Genomic DNA, 23,278 nt, shown 5'->3' on the forward strand with positions numbered 1-23,278 from the left:
ACTTCTTCCCCGCTGCGAAATGCTCCAAAAGCTTATGGCTCTTCTACTGGATTTTTATCGCTAAATCCTTGAACGGGGATTGAACCGTTCGTCTGTCGGAGAAACTATGGCGTGGTACGCATACTGTATTGCTGAACAGGAAGCGCTTCACAATGGCCTTCGTGCTCGTCGGCCTTTCGCCTTTTCTAACATCCGTGGCATTCAACAGGCTGCTGTGCTTGCTTATCCCAGCGGCGATTTCGCCGTCGTCGTCAGCGAGTACACGCCTGGCGCGCAACTTACGCAGCAGACGATCGTGGAGCACGCTCGCGTAGTCAGCGAATGCTTCCGCATCTCGACTGTCCTGCCCTTCAAGTTCGGCACCATTTTCGAAACCGACGACGCTCTCCGCCGCGCGGTCCGTACCAATCGCAAGACCTTCCTCGACTCCGTCGCCAAGCTCCGCGGCAAAGCCGAAATGCACATCAAGGTTTCCCTCAAAGACGGCTCGCTCCAGGAGATTTTCAATGACGGAGGTCTGCCCGCAACTGTTGGCAGCGACTACCTCATGAAACTCCGCGATCGCGCCGCCCGCGAACGTGAACGCCAGACCAAAGCGCGAGCGCTCTCGCTGCAGGTCAACAAACTCTTCTCGCCACTCGAAGAAGAAATCAGCTGCAAGAAGATCGAGTCCGGCGGCATCATCCTCGACATTGCTCACCTCATTGACAGCAAGTCGGTCGAGAAGTATCAGAACCGTCTCAGTTCCGCGTCGCGCCAGTTCAAGAATTGCGAAGTGTCAGTCAGCGGCCCATGGCCGCCCTACCACTTCCTCCCCGGCAAACTGCGGACCGTCAACAACCAGAGCAACTAACAAGATCTATAATCTGCGCAGAAGGCGGCCGAGAAGGCCGCCTTTTTCATTACGCACTCTACGCTTCGCTGTTTTCTTCTTGCGGCACCCCAATCCGATTCACCAGCGACAACAAAAACGCCGTCGTCAACCCGAACAACAGCCATCCGTTGAGCGCTTCGAGCGCGCCCATCAGGTGCCAATGCGGCTCGAGATCGAAGTTGATGTGGCCATAACTCGTCATCGCATTCAGCGAATACAGCACCGCGATCCGAAAATTGGGCAGCGCCTGCAGCCATCGATAAACTACGGCCCAGATCGTGGCCTCGCCAGCGTGTAACGCACAGATCAGGAGTGTGGCGCCCGCCACCGTCAGCAACGACGCTTCCCGGTTGCGGCGCGATGTCACTCGACGAATCAGCCCAAGCCCCGCCACGTGGATCACCACTGTGACGACAATCAGCGGAATCCCCCACGCCCAATTGCCCGACCACGAGGCCGCTTCCAAGCTCTGTATGCCTTGATCTGGTATGGGTATCATCATCGCTCAATCCTCAAGCCCGTTGTGGGAGCCTCTATTTCACATCAGGGCAGGCAGAGGAATGAAACGGATTCGAGTACTGGGGAACCAGACTTCACATCTGAGCCCTACCTCAGCACTTCTTTACGCTTTTCCCGTGTGCACCCCTCTTCCACTTCTCTCACCCGGCGGTACAATGGCACTAAAGCCAGCCAACTGGTCAAAAAGCCGCTTCGCCTGTCGTGTGGCGAGAGAAACGGTTGTTTTTTCAGCAGGTGTGGGTAACCGGATGCTCACAAAGTACATCTGAGTACCTTCAGGGTATTTAGTTCGTTCTAGCTCGCCCAAGGGTCCTTTTGGGGTTTCTTCGCTCATGATGGGGTCGTACCGGATGCTGCCAGCCCAAAAAACGCGGGTTCTTATCGTGGACGAGGACGTTAGCCTCGCCCGCTTCCTGCAGTCTTATCTCACCCGCCGCAATTACGACGTCAGCTCCGCCACTTCCGGCGACGAAGCTATCCGCATGTTCCGTGTCTGCGATCCGGCCCTCGTGCTGCTCGACGCCATGCCGAATCTCAGCGGCGTCGAAACTCTGGAGCGCATAAAGCAGATCAAGCCTGAGGTCACCGTCATCATGACCTCCGGCGCCTCGAATCCCGAAGTCATCTTCAAGGTCTCGAAGCTGGGCGCCGAAGACTACCTGGTCAAACCTTTCGACCCCGCCGAGCTCGACCGCCGCATCGCCAAGATCGTCGATCGCCAGCGCGTCTCCAGCGAAGTCGTCCAGCTTCGCGACCAGGTCCGTCGCAACCACGACTTCGTCGCCCTCTTCGGCACCAGTCCAAAGATGGAAGAAGTAAAAGAAACCATCGAGCAGGTCGCCGACACCACTGCTACTGTGCTCATCCGTGGCGAAAGCGGCACCGGCAAGGAAGTTGTCGCGCGCATGATTTACGCGCAGTCCTCGCGCCGCGAAAAGCCCTTCGTGAAGGTCAATTGCGCCGCCATTCCCAACGAGTTGCTGGAGAGCGAGCTCTTCGGCTACGAACCCGGCGCGTTTACCGGCGCCAATCGCCAGAAGCTCGGCAAGTTCGACCAGGCCCACGGGGGCACGATTTTCCTCGACGAAATCAGCGAGATGCACCCGGCTCTCCAGGCGAAACTCTTGCACGTGCTGCAGGACGGCGAGTTCGCCCGGCTCGGTGGCAAGCGCGACATCGCCGTGGATGTCCGCGTTCTCGCTGCGACCAACAAGCCGCTGGAGCGCGCCGTCGGCGAAGGTCTCTTCCGCGAAGATTTGTTTTACCGGCTGAACGTCGTCACCGTCCACATTCCGCCGCTCCGCGAGCGCCAGGCGGAGATCGCCGTCTTCCTCGACTACTTCCTGCACAAGTACAGCGAGTTCTACGGAAAGAACCCGCCGCCGTTCAGCGAATACGCGATCCAGCGCATGATCGAGTACACCTGGCCGGGCAACATCCGCGAGCTTGAAAATCTCGTCAAGCGCTACGTCATCGTCGGCAACGAAGCGCAGATCATCCGCGAGCTTTCCACCCACAAGCCGGTCATCTCTTCGATTTCCGGCGCCAGTCCACTATGGGGACTGCCGAAAGAAGTCCCGCCGCCCGTCAACGACGCAGCATCCCGGGTCACCGCGATGCCGCCGAAACCTGCTAACGGGGAAGAGACGATGTCCCTGCTGGAGATCGGTCGTCGCGCGGCGCAGGCCGCCGAGCGCGAGGCCATCGAACGCGTCCTCAACCAGACGCGCTGGAACCGCCGCCAAGCTGCGAAAATCCTGAAAATCAGCTACAAGGCGCTGCTCAACAAGCTTAAAGTCATCGAAGAGCAGATCTCCGCCGAGCGCAAGACCAGCGCATCGTAGAACGAGAGAACCCAGCGTTCCAGAAGTGGAACGCCCGTTCCACTGTTTTCCCAGTCTGAGTTGCTGGATGGGAAGTTTTGAAACGCTGGCATTCTGTGGGGACGAACTCCTAAGTGGAGCAATTCAAGCATGTTGCCTTAGGCGAGCAACCTCCGCGCAAACAGCCCCAAAGTTTGGTGTGTGAAGTGCTACTTACAAGATCAACTAAAGAGGCTTTGCCAAAATGAGTTTTCTCCTCTTCCAAGAATCTCGACTTCTCTCGCGTTCTGCACAGCAGGACGACCCCTTGCATCGACTTCCCTGAAACGAACCCACCTCTTCTGCCTCTTTCTACGAGCGGCTTCGGAAACGAGCCGCTTTTTGATTTTGGGAACGATTTCAAATTAGTCTGCATCGTATTCAGCCACAGCGCTCAAGTTGACGCTACCGTTTACACGCGCATATGATTTTCAATTCGCCACCGGCTGCCGGGAATTCCCGAGGCTCGGTGGCTCGGTTAGTTAGTCATCATGGACAAGAAAAAAATAGACGCGATCAAACAACAGCTCGAGAAGCGGCGCGACGACCTGCGCGCCACCATGGTCAAGACCGCTGCGGACGGCCGCGAAGCCAACGAAGATACCGCTCAGGACATCGCCGACCGCGCCACCAATTCCTATACCAAGGAATTCCTCTTCACCCAGAGCGCCAACGACCGCAACCTCCTCCAGATGGTCGAGGGAGCCCTCATTCGCATCGGTGAAGGGACCTACGGCGAGTGTGTCTCGTGCGGCAGCGAGATCAACTCCAAGCGCCTGGAAGCAGTACCGTGGGCACGCTACTGCATCGGCTGCCAGGAGAAGATCGAAAAAGGTGAACTTGAAGCTGCCCGCTAGTTCGCCGCGAAGCAATCCTCAGTGCCCCCGTGTGGGGCACTTCGCATTTGCTGCGCTTTTCTGTGTTCTCGCCGCTGGAGCGTTCGGGCAGACCGCCGCCCCTAAGCCGTCCGACTTCACCGGCACCTGGAAAGCGGAGTTCAAAAAGCAAGTCTGGCTGGTGCTCAACCTGCATGAGGACAAAGGTTCCGTCGTCGGCATCCTCACCCACTCCATCTATCTCAGTTCCGACAACGAAGGCGATATCACCTCCGTCGGCGATGAGATGTCGAACGCGAAGGTCGAAAAGGCCACGATCGAAGGCGGCGTGCTGCACATCGTCACCAAAGACGACGACGAAGGCGGTGAAGACCGCTACGACCTCACCCTCACCGGCCCGGATAGCGCCGAGCTGAAGCCGGTCAGCTCCGATGGCTCGTCCCCGCCGAAGGCCTTCAAACTCAAGCGCGCGCCCGCCACTCCGCAGAAATAGAAAACCGTCCCACGCACGGGACGGTTTCGCGAAACGAACAGCTACCAAACCGTGAGGTTGTACTTATCGTAGTAGACGGTATTGCTTGTGGCGCTTGAGTTGTTGTCGATCTGCTGTTGGATGTTCAGATTGTTGCCGGAGCCGTCGAAATAGGGGTTATAAGTATCTTGCGCCGCTGAATAGATTGGTACACCATCCACGAGAAATGTCTGGTAGGCGTAAATGCGGTTTGTTGTATCCATCGTGACGAACAATTGCAGGTGGTGCCAGGTGTTCACCGACGACAGAATTGTGCAAGGAATTGAACTCGGGACCCACCCGTGGTTCGCATCATGATCTTCGTGCCATCTGCGCCACGTGTGAGAAGCGTTATCACATTGCATCGACGCAAAGTAATCGTAACCTCCGAGGTAAAGATCGGGATCGAACTCAAGAGCTTGCAATTGAGTCGTGGTGGACGGGATGTAAAACCAGAGGTCGTCCAGAAAATTGGACACGCCGGTACAAACGCCGCCGGGCAATGTGGCACAACCCAAGTGCCTGTAGTACAAAACGTTCCAACTCGCTCCGTTGTCGACTTGCTTCATGGAAGCACCTGAAAGTGACGGTGAAGCAACCCCAAGGGTTAGTGACCCTGAACCGCTGCTTCCACCCGAACCTGCGCACGCCCCCTCGCATTTTGTCCAAACCCCGGGATTTCCTCCGGCACTTTGCAAATTGTTAAATGCCGTAGCGCCCGAAGGTGGTGAGGGCAGGTAGGTCGCCGGTTGGTACAATTCAGCGCTCGACAAGAGACTTGAGCTGCTGTTTCCTCCTGCGACCAAAACCGACCCGTTGTTTAACAGAACCGAAGATTGAAGGCTACGGGCCGTAGCCATCGACGCCGTGGTTGAGAAGGTCGAAGTGGAAGGATTGTATATCTCTGCGACCGCGATCGAGGTATTTCCACCCGCGACGAGAACGGTTCCGTTTCCCAGAACAACGAGCGAGGGCGAGCCGTGAGAGTACGTCATCGTTCCCGCCGTTGCGGTGAATGTTCCGGCCTGCGGGTTGTAAACATTAGCCCAAGTACCACCCGCGAGGACGACCCGTCCGTCGAACATCAGTGTCGCGGCATGTCCTGCGACACCCTGAGTCATGGAACCAGTTGCACTAAAGCTTCCCGTGGTTGGGCTGTAAATTTCAGCGTTGGAAAGAGTGGAGCCGCCACCCGGACAAGTCCCTGAGCACCCCCCGCCGGCGACAAGGACTGTCCCGTTATTCAATCGCGTGGCAGTATGCATGTAACGCGCTGTGATCAAACCTCCGGTCGCCGAGAAAGTTCCCGTGTTGGGATTATAAATTTCCGCCGAACCGACGATTCCCGCTCCCCATCCTCCAGCTACAAGCACACGACCGTCAGCGAGGCGTGTAGCCGTGTGATCATAACGCTTCGCAGCCATACTGCCAGTGGATGTCCACGTTCCGGAAGCCGGATCGTAAAGTTCGGCTGTCCCCAACCACGCTGTTCCGTATCCTGGCGGCGGATTGTCGGTGTAGCCGCCGGTTACGAGGACTTTTCCGTTTGCGAGCAACGTGGCAGTGTGGAGGAATCTACTGGTAGCTAGACTACCCGTTGTACTGAATGTCCCACTTGCCGGATCATACAGTTCTGCGCTAGCAAGAATATGGGTGGATCCGGCACCGCCGACAATGAGGACCTTACCATTGTTCAACAGCGTCGCGGTGAACTGATTCCGAGCCGTCAACATGCTGCCGGTGGTTGTGAAGTTGGCCGCACCATACAGCGACACCGTCCAAAACATCCAACCCGTGATAACAGATGCAACGGATAGTGTCCGAAGGAATTTCGCGAACATGGGTTTGCCTCCAAATCCAGAGAAGCTGGATCGGGGCACAATACACTATCTTCGTCCGGCTAGATATAAAGTCTTTTAAGACAGTAGAACTAGAACTTTCGACTAGTTACTTGGTCGACGCCGCCACATCGGTCAACTGGAGAAAGTCAAGTGGGGTGCCGATCGCCGAACTGCTCGGCCCGGTGATAACAAAGGTGGTCACCGCACCGGACTTTAATTCAATACTTCCCGTATACAGGTATGGCGGTGCCTTGGTCCCCTGCTGGGTGATATAGATCGCATAGGTTCCGGCTGGGACTGTGTGGTAGCCTCCGGTTGCTCCGGGTCCCAGGTTTGCATCATTGGCGGTCACACTAAACAGATCAGTTCCGGGCGCGACAAAGAAGACGTCCATTGCGCCGAAGTTCGGGTTTCCATTGACAATCCGGAACTGGATATTTCCGCTCGTCGCAGCCGTTGTTGTGTCCGTGAGTAAAAGTCCCGCGGGATTGATTCCCGAGCCCGCGATCACGTACGTATACGAACTGCCGCCCGTCACGCTGATTGTCTGGTTTATCAGATCTGCGGTAGTGCCTGTATTACGCACTTCAACCTGGTGACTTCCTGAAGCCACTGACGTGTAATTCGACGCGCCCTTGTACGCCAGCGCAGTCGAAAACGCGCTCGTGTCAACCAACACGTCGTATCCGCCGCCGGCGAAAAACGAGTCATAAACCGCATTCACCACCCGCAGCTCGGAAGTCGTGGTCTTGCTGCTGCCTCCGCCACACGCGGCCGCGAACAACATCCCCAGTATGAGTACCAGCGCCAATGGCGCAAATTTCTTCATCCCTGCTCCTCTCAAATTCTGCCCAAACGTCCGCCGTATCCGCAGCTACCCGGATGATTCTACTGCACCGAGTTTTCGGCTTTTCCTTCTACTTTCATACAGGAGCGCCCTGTTCATCGGCAACTCACGTCGGTGCCACCTTACCTTTCTTTACCGCTATTCTCCCCTCCGGGAACTCTGTTGGACGTCGAACGACATAGAACGTTTTCCCGCTCGCAAGGATTGCAATCGTGACGACTTCTGCTATTCTGCGCAATTCAACCGTCATGGCGAAGACCATTCTCTCGATATCACGGGACCAGCTCCTGCTGGAAACGCGCGGGGCAATTCTCCGCAAGAGCGGCCATCGCGTCGTCTCCGTGAAATCCGTTGACGACTTTGCCGACGCAATCCGTGAAGAAGAAATCTCGCTCGTGGTGCTCGGCCACACCCTGCCCGGCCACGACCGCGAAGATGCGTATCACGTTCTGGCAGCCGAGAAATGCACCGCGCCCGTGATCGAGTTGTATGCCACTGCGGCGCCGCCGAAATCCACAGCGCAATTTCAGCTCGCAGTACACGACCGCAGCTTCCAGTCGGACCTGCTCGCGCTGGTGAAGCAGGTACTCGCCGACGACGTGAACTGACGTGAACTAAGGTCTCGCCGCATTGCCTGCCACGCCTTGCGGCTGATAAAATCAGGAGTTCCCACCGTCTGATTCTTGATTGTTTCTAAGGACCTCCAGTGCGTAGTGACGTTCGACATCAACTGAAAACCGATCGCTTTGCTGAAGCGACAACCGAAACCGTTCATTGGGCCGCAGAGCACCGGTCGCGCCTCATCCTGTATGGATCGCTGGCGCTGGCTGTCATCGTTCTCGCCATCACGTTTATTGCCGTCCGCCGTTCGCAGGAACAGCAGGCCAGCGTCGCGCTCGCCAACGCCTTCGAGACCTACCAGGCGCCGGTCGTTCCCGCGGGAACCCCCGCACAGCCGGGCTTGCAGATGTTCTTCAGTTCGAAGGACCGCGCCAAGGCCGCCAACGAAGCCTTCGGCAAGGTCGCCGACAAGTACTCGACGCAATCCGGAAAGACCGCGCGCTACATGCAGGGCATTACGGCCGGTGAAATGGGCGACGTCGCCAACGCGGAAAAAGAGTTGAAGGACGTCATCGGCAGCGGTGGCGATCTCGGCAACCTCGCGCGCTACGCGCTGGCATCCGTCTACCGCCAGAACAACCGCGAGCAGGACGCCATCGCTCTCTACAACGAGATCGGCGCCAAGCCTTCCCGCTCCGTCGGTAAACCCATGGCCGACCTCGAACTCGCCTCGCTCTACTCCGCGAAGCAGCCCGACAAAGCCAAGGTTATCCTCCAGCAGCTCGCGAAAGACAACAAGGACGACGCCATCGGACAATTGGCCGCCGAGAAGCTCGCAGCCATCAAATAAATCGTCTCAGCTCAGCAAAGGCGCGGCCACGGTCGCGCCTTTTGCTTTCTGCCGCGGCTGCTCTCGTTTCGCCCTGCCCTCAGCCAACCTCCTCCGCCGGACCGCATCTCTAAACACTGTCTAGTCCAGCATTCGTAATCACTTCTGAGGAGGCACTATGAAGGGTTTTTTGATCGGTCTCGGCATCGGCGTCGGCTTGGGCGTTCTGTTCGCTCCCATGAGCGGCGAGGAGACCCGCAACAATATCTCGCAGCGCGCCAATGACTTGGCCGATTCCGCCCGCGAGGCCTACGAGTCCAACCGCGATCGCGTCCAGCGCGGCGTGGAGCAGATCCGCAGCAGCGCGGGCAATGCCATGAACCAGGCCCGGAACGCCGGCGCCGACATCGCAAAAGATGTCGCGAAGGACGTCCAGCAGCGCGCCAGCAACCTCTAAACTTCGATTTTCCGGAACGGGCAGCCGCCAAAGCTGCCCGTTTCTTCTACAAATTCTCCGGGATGCCTGCCTGTACCAGCCGCCGTTTTCGTGCTAATGTTTGCACACTGCAAGTCCCGCTCTCCCCGTTGTAAGCACCGTCCCGGTGCTTGTCCCAACAGAATATCTCCCCGCGACCTTCTTTCTGGGACGGACTTTGTGCGCGCGCAACGCGGCTTTTCCATCGTCGAACTCTTCATCGCTGTCGCGATCATCCTCGTGATCTGCGCCATCGCGGTCCCCGGACTCCTGCACTCGCGCGTCGTTGCCAACGAAAGCCTTGCGGTCGCTTCCATGCGCGAGATCGACACCGCCGAAAGCGCCTACGCGAATACCTACGGCAACGGCTTCGCCAATTCCCTCACCCAACTCGGCCCGCCGACTTCGTCCAATGCCAAAGTCAGCCTCAACGCCGCGGGCTTGCTCGACAGCCAACTCGGCTGCAGCCATCAGCCCTGCCTGCGGGCCGGCTACGGATTCGCCATCATCGGCACGACGGTGAAGCCGATCCAAACCTATCGTTCGCTCGGGATGCCGATCCATCCCGGCATCACCGGCGGCCGAGGTTATTGCAACGACCAGACCCATCGCCTCTTCGCCGATCCCGACGGCAACGCCAACTGCAACCAACCGGTTCGCTAAACGACTCGCCCCCCGATTTCCTCAAATCCCGCCGTAAATGCCAAAATAGCTCTCATGACGATTCGTTGTTTGCTCGTCCTCTTCCTGTTCTCTATGACTCTTCAAGCTGCTCAACCTGGCGTAGTCGAAGGCGGCAATGGCATCACTCTTCCGCCGCCCCCTCCCACCGCGCAGAAGCCCGTCACCGAGACGATTCACGGAGTCACGATCACCGACCCCTATCGTTGGCTCGAAGACCAGCAGAGTCCCGAGACGCGCGCGTGGATTGATACGCAGATGAAGTACACCGAGCAGTACCTGTCGCAGGTGAAGGTTCGTCCGGAGATCGAGAAAGAGTTGGGCCGCCTGGAGCGCGTGGAGCAATACACCATCCCCACCGAGCGCGGCGATATGTACTTCTTCAAAAAGCGCCTCGCCGATGAGAACCAGGGCTCCATCTACCTCCGCCGCGGCCTTCACGGTGACGACCAGCGCCTTGTAGATGCGACCAAACTCAGCGCCGACCAGAACACCTCGATCCAGATCAACGACATCTCGAAAGACGGCAATCTCCTCGTGTACGGAACGCGCTCCGGCGGCGCCGATGAAGAAGCCGTCCACATTCTCGACACCGCTACCGCCAAAGAGCTTCCCGATTCCCTGCCCAGCGCGCGCTACTTCGGCATCCAGCTCAGCCCCGACGCGCAAGGCCTCTACTACTCGCGCATGGAGAAGGAAGGCTCGAGCGTTTACTACCACAAACTCGGTAGCGACCCGAAGAGCGACGATCTGATCTTCGGCAAGAAATTCGAAGGCGAAGAATTCGGCCCAATGCAGCTGATCTCCGAGCACATCACGGAGAACGAGCGCTATCTCGTCGTCACCGTGGCGCACGGCGTTCCGCCCAAGCGCGTGGACATTTACGCCAAAGACCTGCGCAAGCCCGACTCGCAAGTCGTGAAGGTGATTCACGGCATCGAGAGCCGCTTCACGCCGGTGAATTTCGGCGACGATTTCTACGTGATGACCGACTACAACGCGCCCAACTATCGCGTAGTAAAGGTCCGCATCGGCGACTCCGACCCGCAGCACTGGACCACCGTCGTCCCCGAAGCCAAAGATCCTATCAACAGCATCTCGATTGTCGGCGGCAAGCTCTTCGTCAGCGGCTTGCACGACGTTGTGACGCAGACCCGCATCTTCACCCTCGACGGCAAAGAGACCGGCCGCATCAACTATCCGACGATCGGTGAGGCCACCAACGTCTTCGGCCGCGAAGACAGCGAGCACGGCTTCTACAGCTTCGAGTCATTCATCATCCCGCCGACCATTTACCACTACGACGTAAAGACCGGCAAACCCGAGGTCTTCGCTAAACCCAACGTTCCGTTCGACTCCGCTCAGTACGAAGTGAAGCAGGTCTTCTACAAGTCGAAAGACGGCACCCGCATTCCGATGTTCATCTCGTCGAAGAAAGGCGCGAAGCGCGATGGCAAAACCCCGACGCTGATGTTCGCCTACGGCGGCTTTCTCGTGGACATGACGCCCTCGTGGAACCCGGAGTGGGCATGGTGGATTGAGCAGGGCGGTTTCTACGCGCAGCCCAACCTGCGCGGCGGCGGCGAGTACGGCGAAACCTGGCACAAGGCCGGCATGTTCGAGAAGAAGCAGAACGTCTTCGACGACTTCTTCGGCGCGGCGCAATATCTCGTCGACGAAAAATACACCGACACCAAGCACCTCGCCATCCGTGGCCGCTCCAACGGCGGCCTGCTGATGGGCGTCGCGATGACCCAGCATCCCGAGATGTTCGGCGCCATCTGGTGCGGCTATCCGCTGCTCGACATGCTCCGCTTCCAGAATTTCTTAGTCGGCAAATGGTGGACCAGCGAATACGGCTCCGCCGAAAACGCCGACCAGTTCCCCTACCTATTGAAGTATTCGCCGTATCACAACGTGAAACCGGGCACCAAGTTCCCGGCCATCATGTTCAACACCGGCGACAGTGATACCCGCGTCGCGCCACTGCACGCGCGCAAGATGACCGCGCTCGTCCAGCGCGACAACGCCAACGACCGCCCCATCTTGCTGCATTATCAAACCGTCAGCGGCCACAGCGCCGGCGTCTCAATCACGCAAGCCATCAAAGACACCGCCGACGAATTGGCGTTCCTATGGAACGAGGTAAGCGGGAAGTAGCAATGCGTCGCGGAAGCCCACGCCACGCCCGCACCACCACTACCCTCTCTTGTCATCCAGAGGAGCGCAGCGACGTGGGATCTGCTTTTCGGCGGGGCTGGCTAGTGGGTCAGTTTGAACTCTGGAAGAGTCGCCCTTTTTATTCGCTTGCTTGAGCGTCTGGCATGCTACGATTACGCGCCCAAAAGGAGAAATCTGAATTTGAAAACCACCAAAGGCAAAAGGGGAATTCAGGGGCCTCCAGGACCTGCGGGACCGGCGGGACCAAGAGGGCTACAGGGGTTAACGGGAAAGAGTGGTAAGACAGGAATTCCAGGTGCAATTGGGAAAGTGAGAAATCTTGCCGAGGTCGGGATTCAGCTCAAAGTTGTGGATAAGAGTATTGAGCACATCTACAAGGAAATGGACGACCACATCACTCAATTGAGTCAGCTCCATCACCAACTTGATTCTCTACGAGAAATCGTGCGGAATTTGGCTAAAAAGACCCAGGCATTCGGAATGTCAAATTCAAAATCTTAGCTTTAAACTGACCCGCTACCCGTGGCAACGCCCATAGACACTCCCGCCAAAATCCTTTATTCTTATACTTTGCCTTTAGGAGAGCGTTCCCGCCTGGGTGTCTCTGCCGCAAAATCCTCCTGAACACCTCTAAAAACGGCGTTAAGGAAGACGAAGGCCTCGATTGCCATGTTGATTAGAATCAGAGATTTACAACTCCAGCGATTGGAGTTCAACGAGGCATTTCAGCCTGGTGCGATTGACCTCGGGGCCGACACCAAGCAGGTTGCGCCGCTGCACACGAGCGGCAAGGCCGAGTTGATCGAGGAGAACCGTGGTCACAAGGAAATCCTCGACGACATCCGGTTGGTGGGGAAGCTTGAAACCGAGGTGGAAGTCGCCTGTGCCCGCTGCCTGGAGCCGGTGCGACAGCCACTGAGCCGCGAATTCGAACTCTTGTATCGTCCGCAAGGCGCCGACAAGACGAAGCAAGACGCGGCGGTCTCGAAGGGCGAAACTGAGATCAGCTATTACGAAGGCGACGGCCTTCTGCTGGAAGATGTGCTGCGCGAGCAGGTGCTGCTGGCGGTCCCCTACCGGGTACTTTGCCAGGAGAATTGCAAAGGGCTTTGCCCAACCTGCGCACGCAATTTGAATACTGGGGCGTGCGACTGTAAAGAAGCACCACCCGACCCGCGCTGGAATGCCCTTGGCACTCTGGGCGAGAAGCTTAAAAAATAGATTCGGGGCTTTGTTCATCGAGCCCGATGTAGAGGAACTGCAATGCCTAATCCAAAACGGCGACACTCAAAAGCTCGCACCGGCAACCGCCGTGCCCACGATCACCTGTCGGCCCACTCGCTCTCCGAGTGCCCGAACTGCCACTGGAAGAAGATGCCACATCGCGCCTGCGCGAAGTGCGGGTATTACAAAGGCCGCGAAGTTCTCGAAGTCGAAGACAACAAGAAGTAGGCGCCTCTGTACGTGAAAGGTCCGCTGCGGCGGGCCTTTTCCTGCTTATTTGCGTTGACCACATCACCGAGGTGCTCGGCGCTTTTTCATCGGTCACTTTCTGCTACCATCTCTCCCGGACATGCCAATCACCATCGCTGTTGACGCCATGGGCTCCGACAAGGCCCCCACGCCTGAGATCGAGGGCGCGCTCCAGGCTATTCGCCATTTTGATGTCCGCGTAATCCTCGTCGGCAAGCAGGACGTGCTGCGCGAGCACCTCGGCGCGCATGCCCATCCCGGTCGCCTGCCCATCGAGATCGTGCACGCCAGCGAAGTCATCAGCATGCACGACAAGGCCGCGCTGGCCGTGCGCAGCAAGCGCGATTCGTCCATGCGCGTGGGTTTGCGGCTCGTCCGCGAAGGTAAGGCCGATGCGTTCGTAACCGCCGGCAACACCGGCGCCGCGATGGCGACAGCGAAGATGGTTCTCGGTGCGCTGCCCGGTGTAGACCGTCCTGCCCTCGCAGCAGTCTTCCCGACCGAAAAGCGCACCGCGGCAATCCTGCTCGACGTAGGCGCCAACGTAGATTGCAAGCCGCAAAACCTGCAGCAGTTCGCCATCATGGGCGAGGTTTATTTCCGCACCGTGTTCGCCGGCAAGTCTCCGCATGCGCGCAGTCCGCGCGTCGGAATTCTTTCCATCGGCGAAGAAGAGACCAAGGGCAATGAACTGACCCGCGAAGCTTACAAGCTGGTAAAGACGCTGCCGCTCAACTTCGTCGGCAACGTCGAGGGCCGCGATCTCTTCAACGGCAATGTCGATGTCCTCGTCTGCGACGGCTTCGTCGGCAATGTCGCCCTGAAGATTTCCGAGGGCCTGGTCAAGACCGTCCGCGAGATGCTGAAGGAATCGCTGCAGCAGACGATTGCCCGCCAAGTCGGCTTCCTGCTCTCGCGCCAGGCGTTCGTCGACTTCAAAAAACGCCTCGACTACAGCGAGTACGGCGGCGCCCCGCTCCTCGGCCTGAAAGGCGCAGCCTTCGTGGGCCACGGCTCGTCCAACGCCAACGCAATCAAGAACGCGATCCGCGTCGCCGCAGAATACGTCGAGCACCGCGTGAACGAAGCCATCGCGCGCGAGATCGCAGCAGCCAGCGAGAAATTGGGAAACCATCACTCCTCAGCGAAAAAAGAAGAGGGCGAGGAAGCGCGGGCGTAGCGAATCCGTGAAGCAGCTTTGTGAAAGGGCACGACTTCAGTCGTGCCGAAAAGCCCGAATAAGAGCCAGGCTTTAGCCCCTGAGTAACTCACGCACACCTATATTGTTCCTTCCCACTAACGGCATTAGTGAATCGTGCTATCGCGATTCTGGGAACAAACTGCACCTCATCATGGTCTGATTAGATGTGCGACTCCTCACGCCGCGCCGCGTCGGTCTGCTCATCCTGCTTGCGGGAGCGATACTGTTCGCCGGCAGCACTTACTGGATGAATACCCGCGACTATCGTCCGCTCGATAGTGAATTCTCTTTTGCTCCCGGAAAAGCTCAATACTCATTCGATGTAAACATGAACGGCGTTTATGACTTCGGATTCGCGATTAAAGACACGGTAATTGGTGAAGAACGGATTCGCTGCCTCCTAAGCGACTGCGGCGACCACAAGAACATCTTTCATGCGCACTGGAAGGTAACGCAACGAGGCCGTGTCATTGCCGAAGGAAACACAGACGGCGGTAAGGAAGAGGATTGGTATAGCTTTGAGCATCACTCCCGCACGATAGCTTCTCTGCCGCTCGCCCGTGGTTCGTATGTCTTCGAGGTTGAGCTGCTTTCCGACGCGTCACTGCTCAACCAGGGCGAGCCTCGCGTCTTCGCTATGGCCGACTGGAGTACGGGCAAAGATGTCCGCGAGAGAGACACACTCTTGCGGACCGTCGCTTCTTTTTTGGCTGCGATCGGCCTCGCGATCGTCTTACTGAGAGGCGGCAAGTACAAAACAAATTACTGGCCCGCTTCCTCACCGCAGCCGAAAACGAGCGGACTCGCGGCGCCTGACCGAATTCGTCGCTTCCCTGGATACGGCCGGCGACTGGAGTTCACGTTCGGTTACCTGGCGACCATCATCTTCGCTGTGCTCGTGTTTATCTTCATGATCATGAGTCCACACAGCCCCACTGGTGTTTGGATTGGAATCCTCAAGCGCTCCGAACTCGGGACAAGTAGTACGTACGCTCCGCCTGTGATCGTCCACGTCTCCGTGACGGTGAGAAGGCGCGCTCCGACGGAAATGGCGGCATTGCACCTTTCTTCGTGGGATAACTCCGAAATCATCGAGCACTTCCGCATCAACGAAAGCACCGATCTCGACGAGGCTACACTCAAGACCAAGCTGCGGGAAATCCTTGTGACCCGCGCAGACCGCACTGTGTATGTTGTCGGCGATCCGGACGTCCCGTTTCAGGCGGCGGCGGACGCGATCTCAAATGCGAAGGTGTCCTATGCCTCACGCGTGGTTTTGCTGACCACGAGAGGAAACTCTCCAGCGAAGAAGCATTAGCGGTTCACCATTTTCCCTCTAAAATATATTGAGGTTTTTACCCTTAAAGGGTAATCTTGTATCGTGGACAAGCCCACTCCCCATTACCACCTATCAGCGATCCAGAAAACGGTCGCGAAGCTAGGGGTAACGCCTTCACGAAAACCGCATTGGACGGCGGACGCGCCTTGGGCCTCACCAGTTCGGAAATGCTGGCAGTCATAGCGGCCTTGACCCGGCGCGAGTTCTACAAGTCAATGACCACGTACTTCGATCACAAGGTTTGGCAGGATGTTTATCACGCGATGACACCCGCTGGAAAAGTTGCCTACATCAAGATCACCTTGCGAGACAACGCTCCCGTGATCCAGTTCAAGGAGAAGTGATGGCGAGAAAATGCGTCAGCTGCGCTTCAGCCAAAGTGATGGTTCCGTTCTCAAGTGAGACCTTCACGATTAAGTACGGCGCCGCCACCACGAAGATCAGCGGACTCTCCGGTTGGAAGTGTGTAGCATGCGGTGAAGTCGAGTTCGACGCACGCAGCGCAAAGCGCTACGCCGCTGCCGGGGATGCGCTCGTCATTGCCCAACGAAAGGAATTGGGGACGGAGTTGCGCCGCATTCGCCGCAAGCTGGGGCTAACGCAAGCCTCCGCCGCAAGACTCACCGGCGGCGGGCACAATGCATTCTCGCGATACGAGCGGGGCGAGGTCATCCCGATGTCCTCGGTGGTGAACCTGTTTCGTCTGCTCGATAAGCATCCCGAATTGCTGAAGGACTTGAAAGCTGTGAAAACGCGGCGTCCAGCCGGATCCGCTCGATCGACGGAAAGAGCGAAACTGAAGACGGCGTGATGCGCCTCGATGACCCACATCACACCTCAATTCCCCCGCATCATTTAGAATCCCATGCGGCATGACCTCTACATCTGTTTTGATCCGGCGCGGGCATGTAATTGACCCGGCGAACAACATTGACCGTCCCATGGACGTACTCCTGCGCGAAGGACGCGTGGCGGCGATTACCGAACCCGGGGGCATCAAGTCCGAATACGAAGAAGAGTTTGACGCGAACCACCTGGTGGTGGCGCCGGGCTTTATTGACCTGCATGTGCACCTGCGCGAGCCGGGGCAGGCGCACAAGGAAACCATTGCGAGCGGCACGCGCTCGGCGGCGGCGGGCGGCTTTACGTCCGTCTGCGCGATGCCCAACACTTCGCCGGTGAATGACACTCCGGAGACCACCACGTGGATGCTGCAGCCGGACCGTGGCGCGGTAGTGAACGTCTTCCCGATTGCCGCGGCCACCATCGGAAGCAACGGTGAAAAGCTCACCAACTTCCGCGATTTACAGCGCGCGGGTGCGGTGGCGATCAGCGATGACGGCAAGCCGATCCTGGACGACAACCTGATGCGGGAGGCGCTGCGCACCGCGGCGCGGCTGGAGATGCCAGTGGTGCAGCACGCGGAAGATCCTCGGATGCATCCGGGCGGCTGCATGAATTACGGTGTGACTTCGTTGCGGCTGGGACTGCGCGGCATCCCGAATGCGAGCGAAGCCAGCGTGGTGCTGCGCGATATCCGGCTCACGCGCGAGTCGCGCGCGCACTTGCACGTGGCGCATATCTCCACGGCCGAGGCGCTTGACGCCGTGCGCCGGGCGAAGAAAGAAAACTTGCGTGTGACCGCCGAGGTTACGCCGCACCACTTCACGCTGCTCGACGAAAACATTGGCCACTACGACACGGCATACAAGATGAATCCGCCGCTACGCGCGAACCCGGACCGCGACGCGATGATTGCCGGCCTGAAAGACGGCACGCTCGATTGCATTGCCACCGACCATGCACCGCACGCGTATCACGAGAAAGAACAGGAATTCGACCGCGCGCCCTTCGGCATTATCGGCCTCGAGACGGCGCTGCCGCTGGCGATTACCGTGTTGCACAAGCACTTCGAAATTCCGCTCACGCGGATCGTGCAACTGATGAGCACCAGTCCGGCGCGGCTTTTCCAACTCATGCATCGCGGCTCGCTGGCGGTTGGTTCGCATGCCGACGTCGTGGTCTTCGATCCGAAGATGAAGTGGAAGTTCGAGGCGGCGAAGGGCCACTCGAAATCGAAGAACACACCGTTCGACGGCTGGGACTTCATGGGCAAGGTGATGGCGACGATTGTGGGCGGAAGACCGGTTTATCTGGCGTAAATAGCGCTCACGCAGAGGGTTAGACGTCGAAATCGAGATCGCGCCCGTTGTCACAATCGCGAAGGTATCTTTCGTGGAGTCAAGAGCCACGAAGGTGGGATTTTGCTCGTAACGCGATGATTCGAGAGAACATCGAGCTTGTCACAAATTGCAACTTTTACCCCTGCGATTTGATATTCTAAGAATAGGAGGATAAATAAATCCTCCTGACTTATTGGAGCCCCACTCGGCAAGAGCGCCGGTGGGGCTTTCGTTTTGGGGTGGGAAATGCGATGGATAGCACACGTGTTGGCTACTGCGAGCGGTTGGCGCAGTCTGCTAAAGTTACTGCGAATTTCTAAAAGGCGGCTTGATGGCGACAACTCCCAGCACTCCTGGCGACCCGAAGAATGCGCATTTTCCCTGCCCCGGCTGTTCGGCGGACATGAAGTTCGACCCCGCGTCGGGGATGATGAAGTGTCCGTTCTGCGGAACCACCTCGGCGGTGCCGGCATTGAAGCAAACGACATCGGCGGTAGCGTCGCCATCACCGGGGCACCTGGATTGCCATCCGCTGGAAGAGTTCCTGGCGAAGGCGCACGACGGGCAGCTGACGCAGCTCGCGCCACAGGCGCTGGAAGTGCATTGCGCGGCCTGCGGCAGTTCGGTGACGTTCCAGCCGCCGGAGGTGGCAGGGGTTTGTCCGTTCTGCGGATCGGCAATTGTGGCACAGGCGAAGGCCGCGGACCCGCTGCTGGCACCGGATGGCGTGCTTCCGGCAAAGATCGTGAAGCAGCAGGCGCAGGGCGAGGTGAAGCAGTGGCTGAGCTCGCGCTGGTTCGCGCCCAACGCGCTGAAGACGATGGCGCGGCAGGAAGGCATCAACGGCGTGTACCTGCCGTTCTGGAGCTACGACGCGGACACCGCCAGCAATTACACCGGAGAGCGAGGCATCAACCGCACCGAGACGGAGAGCTATACCGACAGTTCAGGCAACCGGCAGACCCGGTCGCGCACTGTGACGGACTGGTGGCCGTGCTCCGGTCATGTGAACGTGAATTTCCATGACGTGCTGATCGCCGCGTCGCGCTCGGTGCAGGAAAAGAAGCTGGATGCGCTCGAACCGTGGGGGCTGGAAGCGTTACAGGCCTTCGAACCCGCGTATTTAGCGGGCTTCAAGGCGCAACGCTACCAGGTGCAATTGGCAGACGGCTACACCGAGGCGAAACAGGTGATGGCCAACGGGATCGAGCAGGCGATCCGGCGGGACATTGGCGGCGATGAGCAGCGGATTTCGTCGGTGGACTCGACGTACTCGAATGTCGGGTTCCGACATTTGTTGCTGCCGGTGTGGATTGGGGCTTATCGCTTCCAGAACAAGGTGTACCAGGTGGTGGTGAATGCGGCGACGGGCGAGGTGCAGGGAGATCGGCCGTACAGCGCGGTGAAGATTGCGATGTTGGTGATCTTTATCATTTTCGTGATTTTGATTTTAGCGATGATTGGGGGAAAGCACTGAAGAGCGGGCTTTAGGAGTTAGGTTTTTGGGAGTTAGGTTAAAAATGAAAGCCTCTTGCTGAGCCTGCTGCACCTAAATCCTAATCACCTAAGACCTAACACCTCGAAGTCATTCCATTTTGCGGCCGTAGTCGCTGCTGATGGAGACGGCGTGGAAGTAGTTGTAGGCGATTAGCGAGATTTGCGCGATGGCAGCGGAGGCTTCGCGTTCGTTGGCGGCGTAGGTGGTCATGACGCTGATTACGTACGGACGGTTTTTCAGGAACACCAGGCCGGAGTCGGTGCGGACGCCGTCGAGTTCGCCGGGCTTATTGGCAATGCGGAGATCTTCAGGGAGCAGCCGCGGGAGCGGGCTCTCTTTTTTTGTGCACATCAGGTTCCAGAAATCTTCGGACATCTGGGGGTTGAGTATCTTGCCGCGATAGACGGCTTCGAGGAGCTGCGTCATCTCGTGCGGGGTGGAGACATTTTCGTTGCCGGCCTTGGCGGCGGCGAGGTCCATCATATGGCGGCGGAGGCGCGTTTTATGCAGGCCTTGGGCGTCGAGCATCTTGTTCACGTTGTCGAAGCCGACGCGGTCGATGAGGACGTTGGTGGCAGAGTTGTCGGAGACGGCGACGACCATGCCGGCGAGATCGCGGTTGGTGACCTTCGAGACGCCGGGGGTGAGGTTCTCCATGATGGCGCTGTCGGGAACGACGTCTTCTTTGCGAAAAGTGTAGAGGTCGGTGAGCTTTTGGCCGGTGCCGGTTTGCGATTGACGCCAGAGTTCGACGAGCAGCGGGAGCTTGATGGACGAGGCGGTGGGAAAGATGTCGTCGGGGTTGAGGGTGAATTCGCGGTTGTCGGTGAGGTCGCGGATGGTGATGCCCATGACGCCGTCGAAGTGCTGTTGGACGGCGGTGACGTCGGCAGTCATTTTCTGCCAGAGGAGGTCGCGGGTGTGAAGTTGTGGGGATTGCGCGAGAGCAAGAGTGGAGAGAATGAGCGTTGCGAGAAGAGAGCGGAACATGGGAGAGAGGATACAACACGCGATTTCGTAAAATCCCCACCCTCCCTTCGGGAAGGGTGGGGCACCCACGTTTATCGCAGGGCGACGTTGCCGGTTAGTTCGATCTTGGCGCTGCTGCTGCCTATGAGGATGTCGTAGTTGCCGGTATCGGCGGTCCACTGGTGCGAGTTGGCGTCGTACCAGGAGAAGGCGCGGCGGTCGAGGTTGACGGTGATGCTGCGGGATTCGCCGGGTTTGAGTTCGACGCGGGCGAAGCCTTTGAGTTCTTTCACGGGGCGCGGAACTTTGGGATTTTTCTCGCCGACGTAGACTTCGGCGATCTCGGCGCCGGCGCGCTTGCCGGTGTTCTTCACGGTAAAGGTGACGGGGACGGTGCTGTCGGCGGAAGGTGCGCCGATCTTGAGGCCGCCGTATTGGAAGGTGGTGTAGCTGAGGCCGTAGCCGAAGGGGAACATCGGCTTGACGTTGTCTTTGTCGAAGTGGCGGTAGCCGACGAAGATGCCTTCGGTGTACTTCACGTGGAGCGTCTTATCGGGGTCGTAGTAGCTGTTGTAGGTGGCGTTGTCTTCCCAACGGCGCTCGAACGAGGCGGGGAGTTTGCCGCTCGGGTTGATGTCGCCGAAGAGGACCTGGGCCATGGCGGTGGCGCCTTCCTGTCCGGGATACCAGACGTGCAGGAGCGCAGGCGTGTTGTCGATGAACGGCACCATGTCCACGTTGCCGCCGGCGGTGAGGACCATGACGGTGTTCTTGTTGGCGGCCTCAACTTGCTTGATGAGTTCGTATTGGGGCTGCGGGAGCGCGAAAGTACGGTCGGCGCCTTCGCCTTCGGACTTGTCGTCGAAGCCGACGCAGAGGATGACGAGGTCGGCGTTTGTCGCGGCGTTGACGGCATCGGTGAGAGCGGAAGACTTGCCGTCAGTGACGCCGAAGCCGAGAGCGGCACCGCCGCCGCCCTGGAAGTACTCGAGGCGGAGCTTGTAGTGCTGGCCAGCTTTGAGATCGAGCGCCTTGGTGACGATGGTCTCGCCTTGATAGACCCATTGTTCGATGACGGGTTTGTCGTCGACGAAGAGGCGGAAGCCGTCATCGCCGGAGACGGCGAAGGTGTAGGTGCCGTCGGCGGCGGGAGTGTAGTAGCCGGTGAATCGCGCGGAGAAGTTTTCCTGCTGGCCGTTGGGCGCGTAGGGGCCGCCGCTCCAGTTGAAGGCAATGTGCTCGTCGGTACGGGTGAGCGCGGGCGGACCGGTGAGGTCTTTGTTGTTAAAGAACTCTGTAACTAAGCCGTGGGTATCGCCGTCGGCGGTGGTGGTGAAGCTGGTGGTCTTGAAAACGTCGGAGATGAGTTGGAGGCCGGGATAGTAAGCGATCTTAGCGGAATCGCCGACGAGGTTCTTCACGGCGTCAACCGGAGAGACAGCGGAGAAAGGATCGATCTTGGAGCTGCCACCACCGCCGGTGGCGGGAATGCCGGCGTTGGGGCCGATGAGAGCGATGTTCTTGAATTTCGTGCGATCGAGCGGAAGCACACCGCCTTGATTTTTGAGGAGGACGAAGCCTTCCTGCGCGACTTTGAGGGCGACGGCACGCGAGGCTGGATCGTTCCATGGGGTGGCGGTTTTCTGCGGACGATCGAAGAAGCCGAACTCGATCGAAGTGCGCAGGATGCGGCGAACTTTTTCGTCGATGACGGATTCTTTGACGGAGCCATCTTTGACGGCGGCCAGGAGCGTGGTGGGGCTCATGAATTTGCCGCTGGGCATTTCGAGATCGAGGCCACCGTTGGCGGCGGCGACGCCGTCGTAGGTAGCTTCCCAGTCGGACATGATGATGCCGGTGAAGTTCCAGTCTTTGCGGGCAACGTCAATGTTGAGGAAGGTGTTCTGCGTGGAGTGGACGCCGTTGACGAGGTTGTAGGAGTCCATGATGGCGCCGGCGTGGCCTTCCTTCACGGCGTACTCGAAGGAGGGGAGGTAGATTTCGCGCAATGTGCGCTCGTCGACATCGGAGGAGACGCGGTTGCGGTCCCACTCCTGGTTGTTGGCGGCGTAGTGCTTGGCGGTGGCGATGACGCCCATGCTCTGGATGCCCTGGACGTCGGCGACGGCCATGCGCGAGGCGAGGTAGGGATCTTCGCCAAAGTACTCGAAGTTGCGGCCGCACATCGGCGCACGATAGATGTTGAGTCCGGGGCCGAGGAGGATGTTCACGCCACGGGCGCGGGAGTCCGAACCGAGAGCGGCTCCCATCTCGTGAGCGAGCTTGATGTCCCACGAGGCAGCGAGGGCGATACCGGCAGGATAGGCGGTGGAGTTGCCATCGTTACGGGTGCCGAGCGGGCCGTCGGACATTTTGATTTCGGGAACGTTGAGGCGCGGGATGGCGCGGATGTAGAAGTCGCGGTCACCGCCGATGTAGGCGACTTTTTCTTCGAGCGTCATTTGCGTGAGGATTTTTTCGGCGCGGGCGGCGGCTTCCTGCTTCGTCGGAAGCTTCTGCGCTGAAGCGACAACGGCAACGCTGAGGAGAAGCGTTGCCGAGAACTTGCGGAGGAATGTGAGATTCATGCAGTAGGCC

The 23,278-nt window shown here is 58.6% G+C and carries 23 protein-coding genes; 18 read left to right on the forward strand and 5 right to left on the reverse strand.

Going from position 1 to position 23,278, the window contains the following annotated elements:
* Positions 1-106 precede the first annotated feature (106 nt).
* Positions 107-853 carry a GvpL/GvpF family gas vesicle protein gene (locus ACID345_RS21460; protein WP_011524931.1) on the forward strand — a complete coding sequence of 249 codons (747 nt, stop codon included), beginning with the start codon at positions 107-109 and terminating at the stop codon, positions 851-853.
* 58 nt (positions 854-911) lie between these two features.
* On the opposite strand, the gene ACID345_RS21465 is transcribed toward ACID345_RS21460, so the two are convergent.
* Positions 912-1,376 carry a hypothetical protein gene (locus tag ACID345_RS21465; RefSeq protein WP_011524932.1) on the reverse strand — a complete coding sequence of 155 codons (465 nt, stop codon included), beginning with the start codon at positions 1,374-1,376 and terminating at the stop codon, positions 912-914.
* A gap of 367 nt (positions 1,377-1,743) precedes the next feature.
* Between ACID345_RS21465 and ACID345_RS21470 the strand changes: the two genes are divergently transcribed.
* The 3 genes from ACID345_RS21470 to ACID345_RS21480 all read left to right on the forward strand — a co-directional run bounded on the left by ACID345_RS21470 (position 1,744) and on the right by ACID345_RS21480 (position 4,584).
* The gene (locus ACID345_RS21470) at positions 1,744-3,237 is read left to right on the forward strand and encodes a sigma-54-dependent transcriptional regulator (protein WP_041857058.1); all 1,494 of its coding nucleotides are present in this window, start codon (positions 1,744-1,746) and stop codon (positions 3,235-3,237) included.
* Between the two features lie 509 nt (positions 3,238-3,746).
* Positions 3,747-4,112, forward strand: coding sequence for a TraR/DksA family transcriptional regulator (locus ACID345_RS21475; protein ID WP_011524934.1), 366 nt, complete (start codon positions 3,747-3,749; stop codon positions 4,110-4,112).
* Complete coding sequence (locus tag ACID345_RS21480; protein WP_148210212.1) at positions 4,090-4,584, forward strand: hypothetical protein; 495 nt, start codon at positions 4,090-4,092, stop codon at positions 4,582-4,584. The genes ACID345_RS21475 and ACID345_RS21480 overlap by 23 nt, the downstream gene beginning before the upstream one ends.
* 41 nt (positions 4,585-4,625) lie before the next feature.
* Here ACID345_RS21480 and ACID345_RS26420 read toward each other — a convergent pair whose 3' ends face one another.
* Together ACID345_RS26420 and ACID345_RS21490 are read right to left on the reverse strand one after the other, a co-directional pair.
* The gene (locus ACID345_RS26420) at positions 4,626-6,443 is read right to left on the reverse strand and encodes a Kelch repeat-containing protein (protein ID WP_011524935.1); all 1,818 of its coding nucleotides are present in this window, start codon (positions 6,441-6,443) and stop codon (positions 4,626-4,628) included.
* 106 nt (positions 6,444-6,549) lie between these two features.
* Entirely contained in the window at positions 6,550-7,272 is a 723-nt protein-coding gene (locus ACID345_RS21490; protein WP_011524936.1) for a DUF4397 domain-containing protein, read from the reverse strand.
* 230 nt (positions 7,273-7,502) lie between these two features.
* On the opposite strand from ACID345_RS21490, the gene ACID345_RS21495 reads away from it, so the two are divergent.
* The 14 genes from ACID345_RS21495 (at position 7,503) to ACID345_RS21560 (ending at position 19,690) form a co-directional block, all read left to right on the forward strand.
* Positions 7,503-7,898 (forward strand): response regulator receiver protein, encoded by a 396-nt coding sequence (locus ACID345_RS21495; protein WP_011524937.1) that lies wholly within the window; start codon positions 7,503-7,505, stop codon positions 7,896-7,898.
* Between the two features lie 98 nt (positions 7,899-7,996).
* Positions 7,997-8,701: a tetratricopeptide repeat protein gene (locus tag ACID345_RS21500; RefSeq protein WP_011524938.1), complete on the forward strand. Its 705-nt coding sequence runs from the start codon at positions 7,997-7,999 to the stop codon at positions 8,699-8,701.
* Between the two features lie 157 nt (positions 8,702-8,858).
* A complete protein-coding gene (locus ACID345_RS21505; protein WP_011524939.1) occupies positions 8,859-9,137 on the forward strand; it encodes a YtxH domain-containing protein in 279 nt (92 codons plus the stop codon).
* A 198-nt stretch (positions 9,138-9,335) separates the two neighbouring features.
* Positions 9,336-9,818, forward strand: coding sequence for a type IV pilin protein (locus ACID345_RS21510; protein ID WP_049762003.1), 483 nt, complete (start codon positions 9,336-9,338; stop codon positions 9,816-9,818).
* Between the two features lie 54 nt (positions 9,819-9,872).
* Entirely contained in the window at positions 9,873-11,996 is a 2,124-nt protein-coding gene (locus ACID345_RS21515; protein ID WP_011524941.1) for a prolyl oligopeptidase family serine peptidase, read from the forward strand.
* Between the two features lie 201 nt (positions 11,997-12,197).
* Positions 12,198-12,518, forward strand: coding sequence for a hypothetical protein (locus ACID345_RS26715; protein ID WP_148210213.1), 321 nt, complete (start codon positions 12,198-12,200; stop codon positions 12,516-12,518).
* A gap of 168 nt (positions 12,519-12,686) precedes the next feature.
* A complete protein-coding gene (locus ACID345_RS21525; protein WP_011524942.1) occupies positions 12,687-13,238 on the forward strand; it encodes a YceD family protein in 552 nt (183 codons plus the stop codon).
* A 42-nt stretch (positions 13,239-13,280) separates the two neighbouring features.
* A complete protein-coding gene (gene rpmF, locus ACID345_RS21530; protein ID WP_011524943.1) occupies positions 13,281-13,469 on the forward strand; it encodes a 50S ribosomal protein L32 in 189 nt (62 codons plus the stop codon).
* Positions 13,470-13,590: 121 nt separating this feature from the next.
* Positions 13,591-14,670, forward strand: coding sequence for a phosphate acyltransferase PlsX (gene plsX, locus ACID345_RS21535; protein ID WP_011524944.1), 1,080 nt, complete (start codon positions 13,591-13,593; stop codon positions 14,668-14,670).
* 187 nt (positions 14,671-14,857) lie between these two features.
* Entirely contained in the window at positions 14,858-16,009 is a 1,152-nt protein-coding gene (locus ACID345_RS21540) for an ExbD/TolR family protein (protein WP_011524945.1), read from the forward strand.
* A 149-nt stretch (positions 16,010-16,158) separates the two neighbouring features.
* Positions 16,159-16,374, forward strand: a complete 216-nt coding sequence (locus ACID345_RS21545; protein ID WP_333782495.1) for a type II toxin-antitoxin system MqsR family toxin — start codon at positions 16,159-16,161, stop codon at positions 16,372-16,374.
* A complete protein-coding gene (locus ACID345_RS21550) occupies positions 16,374-16,841 on the forward strand; it encodes a type II toxin-antitoxin system MqsA family antitoxin (protein WP_011524947.1) in 468 nt (155 codons plus the stop codon). The genes ACID345_RS21545 and ACID345_RS21550 overlap by 1 nt, the downstream gene beginning before the upstream one ends.
* Positions 16,842-16,902: 61 nt before the next feature.
* A complete protein-coding gene (locus ACID345_RS21555) occupies positions 16,903-18,192 on the forward strand; it encodes a dihydroorotase (protein WP_011524948.1) in 1,290 nt (429 codons plus the stop codon).
* Between the two features lie 352 nt (positions 18,193-18,544).
* Positions 18,545-19,690 (forward strand): hypothetical protein, encoded by a 1,146-nt coding sequence (locus ACID345_RS21560; RefSeq protein ID WP_011524949.1) that lies wholly within the window; start codon positions 18,545-18,547, stop codon positions 19,688-19,690.
* A 108-nt stretch (positions 19,691-19,798) separates the two neighbouring features.
* Here the strand turns inward: ACID345_RS21560 and ACID345_RS21565 are convergent, their stop codons facing one another.
* Together ACID345_RS21565 and ACID345_RS21570 are read right to left on the reverse strand one after the other, a co-directional pair.
* Positions 19,799-20,701, reverse strand: a complete 903-nt coding sequence (locus ACID345_RS21565) for a serine hydrolase (RefSeq protein WP_011524950.1) — start codon at positions 20,699-20,701, stop codon at positions 19,799-19,801.
* Positions 20,702-20,772: 71 nt separating this feature from the next.
* A complete protein-coding gene (locus tag ACID345_RS21570; RefSeq protein WP_011524951.1) occupies positions 20,773-23,268 on the reverse strand; it encodes a beta-glucosidase in 2,496 nt (831 codons plus the stop codon).
* Positions 23,269-23,278: the final 10 nt, after the last annotated feature.

The sequence above is a fragment of the Candidatus Koribacter versatilis Ellin345 genome, from assembly GCF_000014005.1.
GTDB lineage: Bacteria > Acidobacteriota > Terriglobia > Terriglobales > Acidobacteriaceae > Korobacter > Korobacter versatilis_A.